A 15502-nucleotide genomic window follows, 5' to 3' on the forward strand; every position below is an offset into this window, starting at 1 on the left:
GGATTGTGGATAAGAATAACTAGTTGGTATTGCTGCTGTATATGGAGCCGTAATAACCGTTTTTTCTAATAATGGAGTGGAATAACTAGATGAATATTTAATATTAACAAACAGAGTATTTCCGGTTTTTACAAAATGATGTATTGAAATCTTATAACTTGATTTAGTTGCATCCCATAAAAAATCTCCAACGGCAAAATTTTTAGAAACCTCACCTTCTGATTCCACAACTCTAGAAGTAGTTGAATTCCATATTCCTCCATCTGGATTACCGCCGACTGAAAAAATCTTTTTCACTACTCCTACAGAATTTTGATAACTATACCCACTTGTAATTTCAATTTCTATAAAGCCGTTTACATACATATTCCCAAACATCACATCGATTGTTTGATCTGAAACATCATTTGGAAATGCTACGGTGAAATTTCTATTCTCTACATTGCCAACTTTAAAAGCTCCATTTGAAATTTCTAATTTTGCATTAGGATTAACTGTGCCTATCCCAACATTACCCCCAACAAGATTGAATATGGTATTGTTTCCTAATTCGTTTATAAATAGTGGTTTTGAATTATGTGATTGTATCCAACTGTAATTTGTATTACCCCCTAACTTAAGGTAAGTGCCATTATTAGTCTCAATCGTAAGTGCTCCTGTGGCTGATCGATCGTCTGCCGCTTTAAAATGACCATCTCCGTTAACATACAATTGTGCAGTTGGTGTACTTGTTCCAATTCCCACTCTTCCATTATCTAAAATGGTAAATCTGGACCCATAAAACCCACCATTGCCATAGTTCCAAAACTGTAAGCTATTACCATACTGCCCTGTCATATTGTATAAAGTCCAATTATTCGCAATGTTATTGGCTGTTTTTAGGGGATTAATAAGCTGTAGTGCCCCACCTTCATTTGTTGCGTTAGAAGAGGTTAACGTCTGCCCAAATGAATGAACCGAAAAAAAGCTTATTGTATACATCAGAATTTTGCAAAGTGTTTTCATAAAAGAGAATTTATTTTTTTTCTAAACGATTCAATCGTTCTACCAGTGTTTCTATTATTTTTTGTTGATTTTGTAACGTTTTATTTTGCAAATCAACTGTTTTATTGTTTTTTTCAATTAAATCTTGATGATTTTGCATTTTTTTTTCTTGCTCTATTACATATAGAGTGAGCTCCTCAATTTTTTGCAACAATTTCATATTCATTTCTGCCAAGTACAATCCATTTGTTTCAATCTCTTTTGCAGATGGGATCTCTGGTAGATGTTTGTTTTGTTTGATAAATGCTTCAACTTCCTTTAATGATTGTAGTCTATACTCATTAGCAAAAACATAGTCAGGAACCAATGGGCCAGCCATATCTACTTTCACTTCTTGGGTATGAATTTTTCCTTTTACGGTGAGTTTTTCATCGGGTGATGTAGTTCCTATACCGACTTTATCTCCAATTATTATAAAATTACTAACCAAATGAGTCTCTTCCATAGTTGCCTTAAAATCTGTAATATTTGATAATATATTTGTATTTACAGCAACTCCATTTATTTCGTAATTCACAGAAATCATGTTTTCAGCTGTAGATTTTGTCCATCCTGAAAATTGATAACCCCAATTATGATATGATGCAGAATATGGTACATCTAGTGCTAAATACTTTTTACCATTATAAATACAAGTCTTAAGTCCCCAACTTGCATTATTATCAAAAGCTGTAATTGCAGCAGCAGTTCCATTGTAAGAAGAGGAAGATTTTATTTCTAATACATTTATTCTATTCCAAGCTCCAGAATTTCCTCGATAAGCTGTTATCGTGCCCACAGCATTATTCATATCTAGCAAAGCTCCATTGAAAATTTCATGAATTAATATCAAGTTTTTAGTGTAATCCCCAATACCATTTGTGCCTATGGCAATAACTTTAAAATCTCCCGCCACATTAGTAACTTGAGCTATGGTAGTAAATGATAAAAACAACATTAACAAAACTAGCTTTTTCATAATTATTTTTTTGTTTTTACTATTTGTTCAATTTTTTTATTTTGGGATTCATTTTCTTTTTTTAACTCAATCACATACAAAGTCAACTCCTCAATCTTTTGCAACAACTTGATATTCATTTCAGATAAATTGATGCCTTCTTTTTGCATTTCTTTGGCAGAAGCAATTTCAGGTAAATGCTTGTTTTTGGCTACAAACTTTTCTACTTCTTGTAGCGAGGGCAAAATATAATCCTTGTCAAATACAAAGTCAGCACCCGCATCAACTGAAACTTTCACTTCTCTAGAATTGATGTTGCCGGCCACAGTTAGTTTTGAGGTGGGGTTTGAGGTACCGATGCCTACGTTGCCGTTATTAGTAACTCTCATTCTTTCATTTCCAGAAGTCCCTAATACAATATTTCTATCCATTTCGGGTATAGTTGAGTATCCACTTAAATCAACAAATGATTTTGTAGAACCATTAGTACCTCCTCCTGAGGAAAACCTTAAAAAACCATCATCTGCTAGATTACCTGCTCCACTATATCCTCTAAACTCTCCATGAACAAGAGTACCAGATGTAATCAATGGTCTTAAGGAGACATTAGATAACCCACTGGTCATTGTAATTGATCCCAAAACAGACAATTTGCTAATGGGATTAGTTGTTCCTAACCCGACAAAACCATTAGGCCTAACTGCTAATTGAACACTATTATTTGTAACTAGATTGACCCCTCCATGATCTCCACCCAAATGATTATTAACAATATTTAAATCAAAGTAACTTCCAAAACGATGACCTGCACTAGTGTATCCTGAATTAATTTCAAAATCTCCAGTGTTATGATACCCAAATCTTACTACACTACTACCTCCTGTTGCATCAGCTCCTCGCATAAAACTTGCAATGACATCATTTTCATTGGTTGGAGTGCTTTTAAACAAGCCTAATAAACCCGTTGGATTACTTGTACCTATTCCAATACTACCACTAAAAATGACATTACCATTATTCAAAAATTGTGTAGCTTTACCCCATTGCCAGTCATTGCTTGTAAAAGGAGCAATCCACATAGTTGTTCTCCCATCATCAGGGGTATGAAATATCCATCTATTACTGCCCTCACTGATTAAATCTTGAGCACTGCAAAAAAAGTGAATAGCAAAAAACAATAGGGTAAAGTATTTTAATTTCATATGTTTAAATTTTATTGTTTAGCGGTAACATATGGTCTCGCCTTTTTCTTATCGGTGTTTGTTTGCAACAAACCTGTTGTTAATGACGATTTCATAATGTAACTTTAGATTAGGTATAGTATAGTTTATTTCATTTTTTTCTCCATTTGCAATACTCTTTCTTCTATGGACTGCATGGATTGTTTGCTTTTTTTCAGCTCTTCTATTTCTGTTTGCTGATGGATAAGATAAAGGGTTAACTCCTCAATTTTTTGCAACAACTTGATATTCATTTCGGACAAATTGATGCCTTCTTTTTGCATTTCTTTGGCAGAAGCGATCTCAGGTAAATGCTTGTTCTTGGTAACAAACTTTTCTACTTCTTGTAGCGAGGGTAAAGTATAATCCTTGTCAAATACAAAATCTGCTCCAGCATCTACTGACACTTTTACTTCTCGAGAGTTAATGTTCCCCGCTACAGTTAGTTTTGAGGTAGGGTTCGTGGTACCGATGCCTACGTTGCCTATTGAGTTTATCCTAATATTTTCAACCAAATTACCCTTATTTCTTGTATAAAATCGTAATCCACCAGAACCGTTACTTCCAGAATCTTCATAAAAAGAAGCTATTCTACCAATTGTATGACCTTGGTTTGCAACTCTAAAATCAATATCTATACGTGTAGCATCAGCATTTGGATCATCATTAGCACTTAATAATAAATGTCCTTTTTGAGCCGGATTATAAACTTCAAGTTTTGAAGTGGGGTTGGCGGTACCAATACCTACATTACCACCTGTTAAATTAAATATTGAATTGTTACCAAGTTCATTAATATATATAGGTAAAGAATTGTGCGACTGTATCCAACTGTAATTAGTGTTACCCCCCATCTTTAGACTGGTGCCGTTGTTGGTTTCTATATTAAGACCTCCAACTCCTGATTTATCATCAGCAACTTTAACAGCTAGACCTGAATTACTAAATGAAGGTAAGGTTGAACAAACAATCCACCAGTCTGATCCAGTGTGTTTAAAATAATCAAATTCAGATTGACTTACTAAAACAGAACTATAATTTGAAAAATCATTATTTTCGAATGCTTGGTAAAAATAATTTCCCTTCACCACTGCTTGAGGATGCCAACCAGGATTAATTTGATTATTAGCATTGTACTCTAAATCATTTATACCATCCCACTTAATCATTAATATTGAAAAACTTTTCCCAGGATTTTTTGCTGCTACAATTGCATATCCTGTGGCTCTAGCGTTTTGCATTTGAAGTGCCGTTAAAGTTTGGGACGCTACTTTTGTTGAAAAGAACAATAAACTGATACAACTAATTATGAAGATGTTTTTCAATTTATTTTTTTGCTTTCTTAAGTTTACTAATTTCCTCTTGCTGAGCTCTGTTTTCATCTTTTAATACATTTATTTCTTTTTTAAAATCAATCATATACAGCGTCATTTCTTCCATTTTCTTTAACAAAAGCATATTCATTTCGGCAAGCATTAATCCGTTTTTTTCTATTTCCCGTGCCGATGGTATTTCGGGTAAATGGCTGTTTTCTTTAATAAAACTTTCCACTTCTTCCAGTGTTCTTAGTTTGTAATCAGGAGCAAAAACGTAATCTGGTGCGGGAACACTTAAATCAATTTTGACCTCTTTGGCATGTATGTTCCCATTTACGGTGAGTTTAGAGTCCGGAGTTGTTGTTCCTATGCCCACATTGCTCATCAATAAAATTTTATTCCCTGTGTTAGATCTAATTATCAAACCATTTTCATCTCCATTAGCCTCGATATAGCTATTTTCTCCTTCCGCCCACATTCTTACGTTATCCCATGTTGCACCATCATTATATTTATTGTAAGTCTGTATTACACCATTGATATCTAGTTTTGCTAAAGGATTTGAAGTTCCAATACCTACGTTCCCGTTACCAAGTATATTCATTACTCCGTTAGTAGCATTTCCATTAGGTGAAATTGAAACAAAGTCAGGGTTCCCTTCAGTATAAAATATTCCATAATTAGGATACGTTGAATCATATGCTAAGCCAAATGTTGATCCACCTGCACCACCCATAAAAATCCTCCTTCCTGAAGCTCCAGCTAAGTTAATATTACCGTTTACTGTTTGATCACCCGTAAAATTATTAGATCCTCTTGTCGCAATTTCAATCCAATCCGGGTTACTAGATTGTAAACCAGCAGCAATTTTTCTAAAAAACAATCGATCGTTAGTATTATAAGATGCTCCTATTTGCAATTGATGATTATTTGAAGGATTCGTATGTCTAAGTACAAATAAATGCTGCCATGGATGACTTAAATCAGGAGTTGTACCTATTGGACTTACACCTTGATATAAACCAGAATTAAGGGGTAAGGAAAAATCTGTAATGTGTGTAGCTACACCATCTCCAATTTGTTGGCTAAACGAACTAACTGAAATAAAAAAAAGTAATAGAAAATTTCTTTTTCTATAGATAAAAGAGTGAAAAAACATATGATTGTAATTAAAATTAATGTATTTTTTGTTGGGTTTGGGATTAAAGAAATAGTTTTGTAATAGGTTATATTTCCCGAATTATTGTCAATACTCACAATATATTCATCTCTATACTTTTTATTACTTTACCGTAAAACTAAAAACGTTACTCTTACTGGTATTTCCTGCTTTGTCAAAAGATTTTATAAACCAATAATAGACACCTGCCTCTAAAGTCGCTGCAAAAGGACTCGTGGCTAAGTTCTTGAGTTTTACATTTTTTAAAGCTAAATCAGTATATACATAGATACTATCTGCTTCTACAGTACCAGCCACTGCTGCTCTACTCCATTGAAAACTGATGTCTTTTACTGTGGTTTCGCTTTTGTCTAATGGGGCTTGTTGTAGGGCTACAGCGGGAGCCTTTGTATCTACCGAAAGAGTACGAGAAGAATATAGCGTATTCATATCGCCATTTACGGCCTTTACACGCCAAGAGAAATCACCTTCAGGAAAAGAAAATTCATAAGAAGTAGTGGTAACTGTCTCCTCTTTTACAAGAACCGAGTTTGCATCATATATTTGAATTTGATAATTCTTTGCTCCTATAATCGGCTGCCAAGTCATTCTTTGTAATGCTGTTGTTATCACAACGTTATTTGCAGGAACACTTAGAACCACGGTGTTACTCGCAAAATCTTTATCGCTTAAAACAGCAAATTTTCTAGTAACATATGCTGTGCTGTAAGAACTATTAAGAGCCTTTACTCGCCACTCATAGCTTGCTAACGGGAGTTGCTTGATAAATGAAGTCGATTTAATAATAGTATCCAAAACCAGTTGTGTGGGATTAGAAAAATCAGGTTTTGCAATTTGTATTTGATACGATGTAGCTTCGGGAACTTTCTCCCAAGAAAAAGTAACACCTGTAGTAAAAAATTCTGATTGATCGCTAGGCGCTACCAAAACTATCTTTGCATTTGAGATGTCTTCTTCAAAAAGTATAGCATCACAAGATGTACATAGTATAAAAGAGCATAAAAAAAATAGAGCGTATAAGGATTTTTTCATTTGGATTTATTCAAGTTATGACATAAAAAAAACAACTATTTACAAGTCAAATAAGTTGTTTTCGTGTTTTTTTTCTACTATTTGCTTCTCTGTTTTCCCTTTGCAACTTGAATTCAAATTGATAATGTCTGAAACATACCACTTGCCCCTTTCTGTAACACCCCAACAAAATTTACTTAATTTGTAGGCCAAAATATTCAATGAATTGACAAAAAGAACATCTGTTTTTTTTCCGAGTTTATACAACGAAATGGCATATTTACTATCCTGATAGTGTGCAATATAATACGCATCTGATTGTTTAATTTTTACAAGATCATCTTGAGAAAAATAACAGGTAATACCAGTTACCACTTTTGAATCTTCGGTATCCTTTAGAAAACGAACTAGTTCTTGATTGTGTTCCCCATTTATCTCGCTAACCAGTTTCATAACATCCAAAACACGAATAGTTACTAATTCTGGTTTTCTAGGCAAACTGTCTACATAAGCAACTTGGGATTGATCTTGATTGTATTTTGATTTAGACTTGTAAATATTGTGAAGTCTCTTATTGAAAGGTACCACTTCAATTGACAATCTAATTGGCGACTCTAATTTTGGTATGCTTCTTACCTCAAATTTAGTACTTCTTATTCCCCCAAGCTCAGAAAAACCAACACTTCCAAGCTCTGGTGCTGTATTCGAAACAGCGTAGGACTCATTCTTAATTCTAGTTGTGTTACAACTTACAAAACCAACCAAAACAAGCATTAGCAAAAAACGTATCATTTTATTATTTTTCAGTAAAAATAATTAAATAATTAAATTCTGAAAGAAAAAAGTGAAAGAAAAACAACACTTTATGACCTTTTAATTCGGATTTTTAAAATATCCAAAAAATTATGCAGTATGGGGTAAACAATAATAAAAATCAATAAGCATAATTCTTTTACCTGATTAATTCCTTAAACAATCACAACATAAAACAAAAAACCGCACATTTATAAAAGTATATATGACAAATAATATCTTTTATGAATGTGCGGCTTATTTATTTTACAGCTATAAAAATGAGCTGTTTTTTTTATTTTACTTTACTGATTATCATTTTTTTTTGATTTATCTTGTAAAATCGAATCTAAAATTTTCCCCTGAGCCGTAATTTTTTTATCCTGTTCCATCATATAAAGTGTTAGCTCTTCTATTTTTTTGAGCAACTTCATATTCATTTCGGCCAGATACAATCCATTGGTTTCTATTTCTTTTGCAGAAGGAATTTCAGGTAAATGCCTGTTTACTTTTATATATTGCGCTACTTCGCTCAAAGGTTTCAAGTCATAATCAGGAGCAAAAACATAATCTGGTACCAGTGGACCTGCCATATCTACTTTAACTTCTTGGGTATGGATTTTTCCTTTTACAGTCAATTTTTCATCTGGAGTAGTGGTGCCAATGCCTACTTTACCTTGCGCATCCCAAACACCAGAACCTGATAAAAATATGTCACCCTTAAAACGATTTTTATATGGTACTTCAACGATCATAGTTCCAGCAATTGGCTCATCACTTGTTGTCCAACCTTGAAACCATTCAATAGCTTCTCCCATTCCGTGTGCGTATGCACTTACTGTGAATCTTTGAAAATATGACTTATCATCTATGTAAATAACTACCTTCCCATTTTCATTAGCTAGAAAAACTTTTGGAGTATAACTTCCGTGCGACGACATAGAAGGCACGTGAAAATAAAAATTATTTGGATCTGAAAAAACTGCATTTCTAGCAAAAATATAATAATTAACTGTAAGATTAATTGATTCACCTGTACCATAATTATACCCATTTAAATTTATTGTTGGCATTTGACTACCGGGTTGAAAAGGTAAATTAGTTTTAATTTTAACTCCGTGATTAGGAACACCGTTAAAATAATAATTTAATATGTTATTGTAATTTTGTGCGCTTACTACCGACACAAAAAACAAACTAAAAATAACTATTGCTTTTTTCATGATTTCTTATTTACGAATTTGTTGCCTTTTTTGCTCTAAATCTTGTATTCTTTGTTCTTGTTTATTGAGGAGAAGCAATAACTCATAATTCTTTTTATCCTGTTCCATCATATAAAGTGTTAGCTCTTCTATTTTTTTGAGCAACTTCATATTCATTTCGGCCAGATACAATCCATTGGTTTCTATTTCTTTTGCAGAAGGAATTTCAGGTAAATGCCTGTTTACTTTTATATATTGCGCTACTTCGCTCAAAGGTTTCAAGTCATAATCAGGAGCAAAAACATAATCTGGTACCAGTGGACCTGCCATATCTACTTTAACTTCTTGGGTATGGATTTTTCCTTTTACAGTCAATTTTTCATCTGGAACGGTTGTACCAATTCCTACTTTACCGGTGCTGTTGTAATAAAGATTATTCCCATTATTATCCCAATTATTCAGTGATGAAGCCAGTAATCCCTGGTATGGATAAATTGCTTCTGGATGAATAAAAAACAATTCTGAAACTCCTAAATACCCATTCGTGCCTGTACCGGTATAAAAAGTAAATCTCAATTTAGTATAGCTCCCAGAAGCTAGCTCTACTTTAAAATCAAATCCATTATAATCAGTAGTAGAATAATCGGCGAGGGTCTTCCATGAATTAGTGTAATAAATATCAAATCCTTCTACCTTGAATCTACTTGCCGGCCAATAACGCGTTGTCCATCCCAACCAAGCTCCAGCTTGAGTATGATGGCCTGGCAAATTCTCAATTAAAATAACGGTTGGAGCTGCTGTTGAAGGCGTTTCATTAGTATAACTAGGATGCATCGCCCCATCGAACAAAGTCGCTAAGTTTAATGCTGGTCCGGAAGTACTAACAGCATAGCGAGAAGTAGCATTAAATAATAAATTATACTCTAAACCCACAGGATTACGATTTGTAGAAATTTGCTGAGCCGATAGACATTGACCAAAAATCAAGACTAAAAAAAACAGATATTTTTTCATAAGACGAGAGAAATAAAAATTAACATTTAATTTCTTATAAAAATAAAATTATTTCTCACAAAAACAAAGCCTGTTATCTTATAAATTAAACACAACATCATAAAAAAGATTCATTACTAAAAACACTTTTAAATAAACCTTTAATTCGTGATAGGTTGTTTACAATAGATTTCACAGGTATACTTACTTTAACAATACTACATAAAAAACAGAGGTATCATTTTATAGATACCTCTGCTAAATAACTTATTTTTAACGCTATGACTTGTTATTTTATGTTAAGTGGGCACTTGATCTATATGCACCCCCCCCCGCTAGCGCGAGCTTCTAGCTCGTACCCACAATCAATTTAATTAATATCTATTTCTAAAATTGTTTGGTCATGATTACCATAATTTCTTGCACTACTATACTTCCAACCTATTGCGTCAGTTACAAAACCTGTTTCAATGGGATTATTATGAATGTAGTTTAACTTTTGTTCAAATACTTTTAAAGACCAGATTTCTATTGGTTTATTGTTTTGTTGCCAAAATTGTCTATGTAATACATTACTATTTTTCTTCCCAGCTCTTTCGAACATCCACAAAATCCAATCTCTTCTACTTTCTTGTGGGTTCTCTTCTAGTATTTTTAACATTTTTCTAGAAGTAAACCCTTTAAAATCTCTTATCAAACCTGAAGGATCACCTAATGAAGAACTAAAAATTAAATGTATATGACTTGGCATAATGCAATAACCATATATTTCCATTCCTTTATTTTTCCTGCAATAATCTAAAGATTCAATAATACAAACAAAATAATCTTCTCTTGTAAAAACATCTATCCAATTAACCGTTGCAAAACTTATAAAATAAGCCCCTTCTTTTTCTCCAAACTTATATTTTCTACTCATAAACAAATATAATATCGTTTTTGTTTTGTTTGTGGGCACGAGCTAGAAGCTCGCGCTAGCGGGGCTGGGCTGGAGTTTAAAAAGATTGTAAAGCATAAAAAAACAGGCAAATTTCACCTGTTTTTTTGCTTTATTTTGTTGTGTGCACAAGCGGGACGCTTGCGCCAGCGAGGGGGCCCATTAATAATGCCTAATCATTATTTTTATGTTTCTTAAATCTATCGTAGATAAAAGTAACAAATGCTATAAGTATTATAAAAATAGAAAAAGGCAAATTCGGAAATATTAAATATTTAATTAAATACAATCCTGAAAAAAAAAGTATATATGGAATAAATGCAATTAAAAGTGTTATTAGCTTAAAAAATATCTCGATAATACCTAAAAAAAAAAATTTCATAAAAAAAGATTAAAGATTAAATTAGTCATATAGAATCATTTTATTGGTCCTACTGTGATAATATAATTACCATTATTCGATGTACTACTATTTATCATACTATTTATTCTACTATTCATCCTATTATTCATTTCCATAAATGTTGAATTCATTTGTTGAAAGTACTTTTGAGCGTGTGGACGTAAAAATTTATTGTATGCATCTGTATTTTTATCTAATGTAGATCCTACAAAACCTACATAAGAATCAAGTACTGGTTCTGAATACTGCTTAACTTTAAAAGATGTGGTTGTCATATACTGAATGTTTCCTCTTACATTATACTTAACAAAGTTATGTACCTTTTCAGTTGCCTTGAATGTGTAGTATCGAACTGTAGAAGCTAAACCTGAGGTACCATTGGTAAGAAATCTTTTTCCCAAATATCCCGTTCCAAGAGCTAAAGCTCCTGCAAAAGCGGCATTTCCAATGTCGCCACCATCAATTTTATCAAAACCTTTATTAAATCCGGTATCAATAATAGAGGCAGTACTTGCCACAACAGCTCCTCCAATTAACCCAAGACCAGATCCAACGATTGCGCCTGAGCCAGCATCTACTGCAACTGTTTTCCAATTAACTTCACCTGTAGCTAAATATTGACTCCCAGCACTTATCGCACCTCCTAAAACTCCGCCCAATATTGCTCCAGCTACATTAACAACAAAACCACCATCTTTATCTATACCAGATATCGGGTTATTACCCATCCCTAAATATGGACTGGCATATTGCCCATATGGATCCGGACTCAACCACCTCCCAATTCTACCATCCCAAAGACGTAGCTGAAAGGCTTCCATACCTGTTTCTTTATCCAGCTCCTGCCCTTGAAAGGCGTAACGGTAGTCTGAAGTGGTATTACGACTTGGTAACTGCTCTCCAAAGGCATAATAATCAGCATAACTCAGTAAAATAGAGAACACATTAGGGTTTTCTTGTATCACCGCTCGCACATTCCCCAAATGATCCGTGATTTCATAACTGCTTTTACTAGCTGTCTGCTTACCATTAACAATTCTGCTTCTGGTAAAAACTCCTAATCTAGACCCACCAAAGATAGGATTTTCTTTTTGATACAACGCAGTAGAAATGCTACCGGAAGATTTGTAATACAATCCCATTGCATTTCCGGCTAAATCTACTGCATAATATTCTGTATTGATCGTGTTTCCTGAATTAAAATTTTCTGATTTCCAAATACGATGACCTCTTTCATTGTATCCAAAAGTAATGACATAAAGTGAACCTTTCTCTACTTTAGTAACCAATCCTTGAGTATTATAGGTATACTTTAATCCTTCGGTAACATTCTCAATCATTCTACCCAATACATCATAAACGTAGTTGTTCGTGTTTTGGTCTTTAAGGTCTTGTAAATCTTTATTACCTAATACAGCATCATCCACATGCGTTAGTTGGTTGTTGTCTTTACCGTATTTATAGGTAAAATTATCAATGACTGTTCCGTCTTCTTTTGCTCGTTGCAAAGTAAGGATGTTACCATTTTTATCATATGTAATATCTCCTTCTTTAAATGCCGTGGCAGGCGAAATGGCATTGCCGCTTACGTTTCCAAAACTGGATTGAGTCAACCATTTATTAGCATTGTAATTGTACAAATACCCTCGTTGTTGTGCCGCATTTGAGGCTGAGGCTTCTGCCAAAGGGTTGGGAACGTCTTTTTGCCTGTTAGCCCAACGGCTGGCTTTGATGTTCCCGTCATAGTTGTCTTGATTTAAACCTGCTACCGTAGGCGATGTGCTGATGTTTCTATCGGATCGCAAGTAATCTCCATTGTAATAATCAAGCGTAATCCCAAAAACATCATTGGCATCACCACCTGGATCCTTTGCTTTTTCTAAACTAGGATGATTGATACTTTTTAATGCTCCGCCTAGAGTATACACATAATCAATTCCTTGCAATCCCTGAGCAAGTTCTACACGTTTTAACTCTCCTGTCTGGTAATACTTATACTTGGCATGCTCTTTAAAATTTACATTGTCTACAGAAGTTGCTGCTGTTAAAAGTGAGCCATCAATTTGATAGGCGTATTGATGTACAAACATTTCACTAGGTGTATCTTTTTGATAAATTACTTTTTTGACTCTGCCATTTTCATCATAATTATAATGTACCGTTTTGAGCCCAAAACCCATGATGTTTTGTACCACCCATTCTGTTCGTCCATACAAATCATAGCTGTACCATGTAAATGAAGAATCATTGAAGGTTACCGCAACGTTACCTGATAAATTGTTTGGAATGTATTGTGTAGCGTTCAACCCTCTAGAGGTAAGAAGTGCAGCCAAATCTAAATTAGCAGGAACAGCATAACTGGTTGTAAAATCCTTGTAATCATCATAAATAGTAAATGTTTGCTCAGAGCGGGTTCCTGTCAGTAATGCACCGTCAGGATTAGCAATTGCCGCGGCCCACATTCCAGCTGTACCAGTAATCACACCACTTTCAATAGGTCTACCCAAACTATCATACTCCGTGTAAGACACTTTGGTATCGCTTTGTAAAGCATTTTGAGAATAGCGTATCTGCCCATCTTTACGGTAGGCAAAAGTACTAGCACCTTCATCTGGACTTGACACAGCTGTCACTTTACCTAATGTATTGTAGGTGTAAGTTGTGGCTAAAGTATGTGTTGGCGTAGCCACAATTGAAGTATTGTTTTGATAACCCTTGGGTTGAATGGTTTTACTCAAGCGTCCTGTTTTATCATAATAATTTAAAGCAAAGTCTGCATAATTGACTGTATAGGTCACTCCTTTTGCTCCGGTACTATAGGTTACTCCACCACCAGTAATATATGCTACTGGTTCTGCAGTAGGCATAACAAGGGCTTCAATTCTATAAAAATTACCTGCTGATAAACTTCCTGTGTGTAAAGCACCTGTTTTTAGGTTGTATATTTTATAATCAGAAGCAGAACCTATTAATGCTGCTCCAGTAACTCCTTGCGGAATATGTACATCAATAAATCCCTGTGTCCCAATTAACGATACCACAGGATAGGCACTGCCTCTACCTGAAGTACCAGTAGCCAAAACGTTACCTTCCCCATCTGAGAAACTCACGTTTTCTATTCCATTAGCGTCTTGCACTACTGTTTTAAAAAACTTGGTCACTACTACCACTCCTTGTGACTCTATATCACCATCAAAATAAGCTGCACCAAAGGCATAATACATTTCTTGAGCGGCAGGAAGAGTATAGCTAAATCCAGTCTTCCAGTCCCCGTTGATTTTATTTCCTCCAATAACTTTTATGGTATTTCCCGGATTCAAATCATCATAAACAACTTCGGAAAAAGGATGCGTGGCTGTCGCCTGATACGGCTCAGCAGTGTTGGCATCGCTATAATATCCATATAAATTAGGCTGAGCAACATCTTCATTTACGATAGCTGCAGTAGCCGTAAAACCTTGACCCGCTGTGAAACCATCTGTCAAAATAATTTGGGGTGCTTTAAAACTAACCGTTGTACCGGCTGCAATAGTTGCAGAAGAAGTTATACTTTGGGTTGCAATACTATTTAGATCTGTCAAAATTGGACGGCTCAAAGTAAGCGTAGATGCAATACTTGATGCATTTAAAGAACCTGCAGGACGTAAAAAACTTGTTTTTTCGAAAGAATTTGAAGACGATGGCGCAATAAATGACGTTCTAAATGGTCTCCCTTTTTCATCAAAAATAGTTTCGGTACCCCAAACCTTATTGTTTAGAAAATCTTTAGATAAACTCACATCTGATTCCCCCAGGTCATCAAAAAAAGTTCTTGATGAATTCACAATATTTCCATTAATATCATACGCCATACTATGAATCCAATGATTTTTAGAATCCGAAACTTGTAAGTAATTACCCGCAGGTTTCAAACATTGTGTATAAACTGGAGGACCATCGGAGGCAGTTATAAAACCATCACCATCAACATCAGCAAACCAATCCGTATTTGGGTTTAATGATTTATTATTATCATCACAATCAAGATTATTTAACACATAGCCTACTGGAGGATTGCATCCTTGACCAAATACTGTTTCATTTACATCTCCAAACCCATCATTATCTTTGTCACGATAAAACGTTGTTACTGCTCCAATATTAGAATCACCATCATTACAATCAGAGTTGTCTAATACATATTGATACGGCGGATAGCAATTTAAATCAGGAGTAGGATTATTTGGGTCGCCTAAGCCATCACCATCACTATCTAAAAAAAACACTCTCGGAACGTTTACATCAGGATTGTAATCATCACAATCAAAATCATTATAACTATAAGCTGTTGCAGAACAATTACTGTAATTGTAATCATAATATCTACTTGATGGATAACCATCACAATCATTATCTTCATACAAATCTTGAGAATAAATCTGATTTGCAGAAATAAAAAAAAGTAAAACAAATATAATTTTTTTCATA

Annotated in this window: 10 protein-coding genes and 1 pseudogene; all 11 read right to left on the reverse strand. The window is 34.3% G+C overall.

Annotated features, from left to right (window positions below; genetic code table 11):
* A pseudogene (locus AC061E_RS06110) lies at window positions 1-1005 on the reverse strand (hypothetical protein); the annotation flags it as partial.
* Between the two features lie 10 nt (window positions 1006-1015).
* Entirely contained in the window at window positions 1016-2002 is a 987-nt protein-coding gene (locus AC061E_RS06115) for a hypothetical protein (protein ID WP_478285455.1), read from the reverse strand.
* A 2-nt stretch (window positions 2003-2004) separates the two neighbouring features.
* Window positions 2005-3183, reverse strand: coding sequence for a hypothetical protein (locus AC061E_RS06120; protein ID WP_478285456.1), 1179 nt, complete (start codon window positions 3181-3183; stop codon window positions 2005-2007).
* Window positions 3184-3308: 125 nt separating this feature from the next.
* On the reverse strand, window positions 3309-4442 hold the full coding sequence (locus AC061E_RS06125) for a hypothetical protein (protein ID WP_478285457.1): 1134 nt from the start codon (window positions 4440-4442) through the stop codon (window positions 3309-3311).
* 85 nt (window positions 4443-4527) lie between these two features.
* Window positions 4528-5676, reverse strand: coding sequence for a hypothetical protein (locus AC061E_RS06130; protein ID WP_478285458.1), 1149 nt, complete (start codon window positions 5674-5676; stop codon window positions 4528-4530).
* Window positions 5677-5799: 123 nt separating this feature from the next.
* Window positions 5800-6729, reverse strand: coding sequence for a hypothetical protein (locus AC061E_RS06135; RefSeq protein ID WP_478285459.1), 930 nt, complete (start codon window positions 6727-6729; stop codon window positions 5800-5802).
* A gap of 39 nt (window positions 6730-6768) precedes the next feature.
* Window positions 6769-7500, reverse strand: coding sequence for a hypothetical protein (locus tag AC061E_RS06140; RefSeq protein ID WP_478285460.1), 732 nt, complete (start codon window positions 7498-7500; stop codon window positions 6769-6771).
* A gap of 305 nt (window positions 7501-7805) precedes the next feature.
* Window positions 7806-8723 carry a hypothetical protein gene (locus tag AC061E_RS06145; RefSeq protein WP_478285461.1) on the reverse strand — a complete coding sequence of 306 codons (918 nt, stop codon included), beginning with the start codon at window positions 8721-8723 and terminating at the stop codon, window positions 7806-7808.
* Window positions 8724-8729: 6 nt separating this feature from the next.
* Window positions 8730-9716: a hypothetical protein gene (locus AC061E_RS06150; protein WP_478285462.1), complete on the reverse strand. Its 987-nt coding sequence runs from the start codon at window positions 9714-9716 to the stop codon at window positions 8730-8732.
* Between the two features lie 349 nt (window positions 9717-10065).
* Entirely contained in the window at window positions 10066-10614 is a 549-nt protein-coding gene (locus AC061E_RS06155; protein WP_478285463.1) for an REP-associated tyrosine transposase, read from the reverse strand.
* A 435-nt stretch (window positions 10615-11049) separates the two neighbouring features.
* Window positions 11050-15501 (reverse strand): RHS repeat domain-containing protein, encoded by a 4452-nt coding sequence (locus AC061E_RS06160; protein ID WP_478285464.1) that lies wholly within the window; start codon window positions 15499-15501, stop codon window positions 11050-11052.
* Between the last annotated feature and the right edge of the window lies 1 nt (window position 15502).

This window comes from Flavobacterium sp. GNP011, assembly GCF_056428925.1.

Excerpts from the sequence above, each read along its gene's own strand:
- AC061E_RS06150 (WP_478285462.1), bottom strand. The coding sequence starts at position 9,716 with ATGAAAAAATATCTGTTTTTTTTAGTCTTGATTTTTGGTCAATGTCTA.
- AC061E_RS06120 (WP_478285456.1), bottom strand. The coding sequence starts at position 3,183 with ATGAAATTAAAATACTTTACCCTATTGTTTTTTGCTATTCACTTTTTT.
- AC061E_RS06145 (WP_478285461.1), bottom strand. The coding sequence starts at position 8,723 with ATGAAAAAAGCAATAGTTATTTTTAGTTTGTTTTTTGTGTCGGTAGTA.
- AC061E_RS06115 (WP_478285455.1), bottom strand. The coding sequence starts at position 2,002 with ATGAAAAAGCTAGTTTTGTTAATGTTGTTTTTATCATTTACTACCATA.
- AC061E_RS06160 (WP_478285464.1), bottom strand. The coding sequence starts at position 15,501 with ATGAAAAAAATTATATTTGTTTTACTTTTTTTTATTTCTGCAAATCAG.
- AC061E_RS06135 (WP_478285459.1), bottom strand. The coding sequence starts at position 6,729 with ATGAAAAAATCCTTATACGCTCTATTTTTTTTATGCTCTTTTATACTA.
- AC061E_RS06125 (WP_478285457.1), bottom strand. The coding sequence starts at position 4,442 with ATGCAAAACGCTAGAGCCACAGGATATGCAATTGTAGCAGCAAAAAAT.
- AC061E_RS06155 (WP_478285463.1), bottom strand. The coding sequence starts at position 10,614 with ATGAGTAGAAAATATAAGTTTGGAGAAAAAGAAGGGGCTTATTTTATA.
- AC061E_RS06130 (WP_478285458.1), bottom strand. The coding sequence starts at position 5,676 with ATGTTTTTTCACTCTTTTATCTATAGAAAAAGAAATTTTCTATTACTT.
- AC061E_RS06140 (WP_478285460.1), bottom strand. The coding sequence starts at position 7,500 with ATGATACGTTTTTTGCTAATGCTTGTTTTGGTTGGTTTTGTAAGTTGT.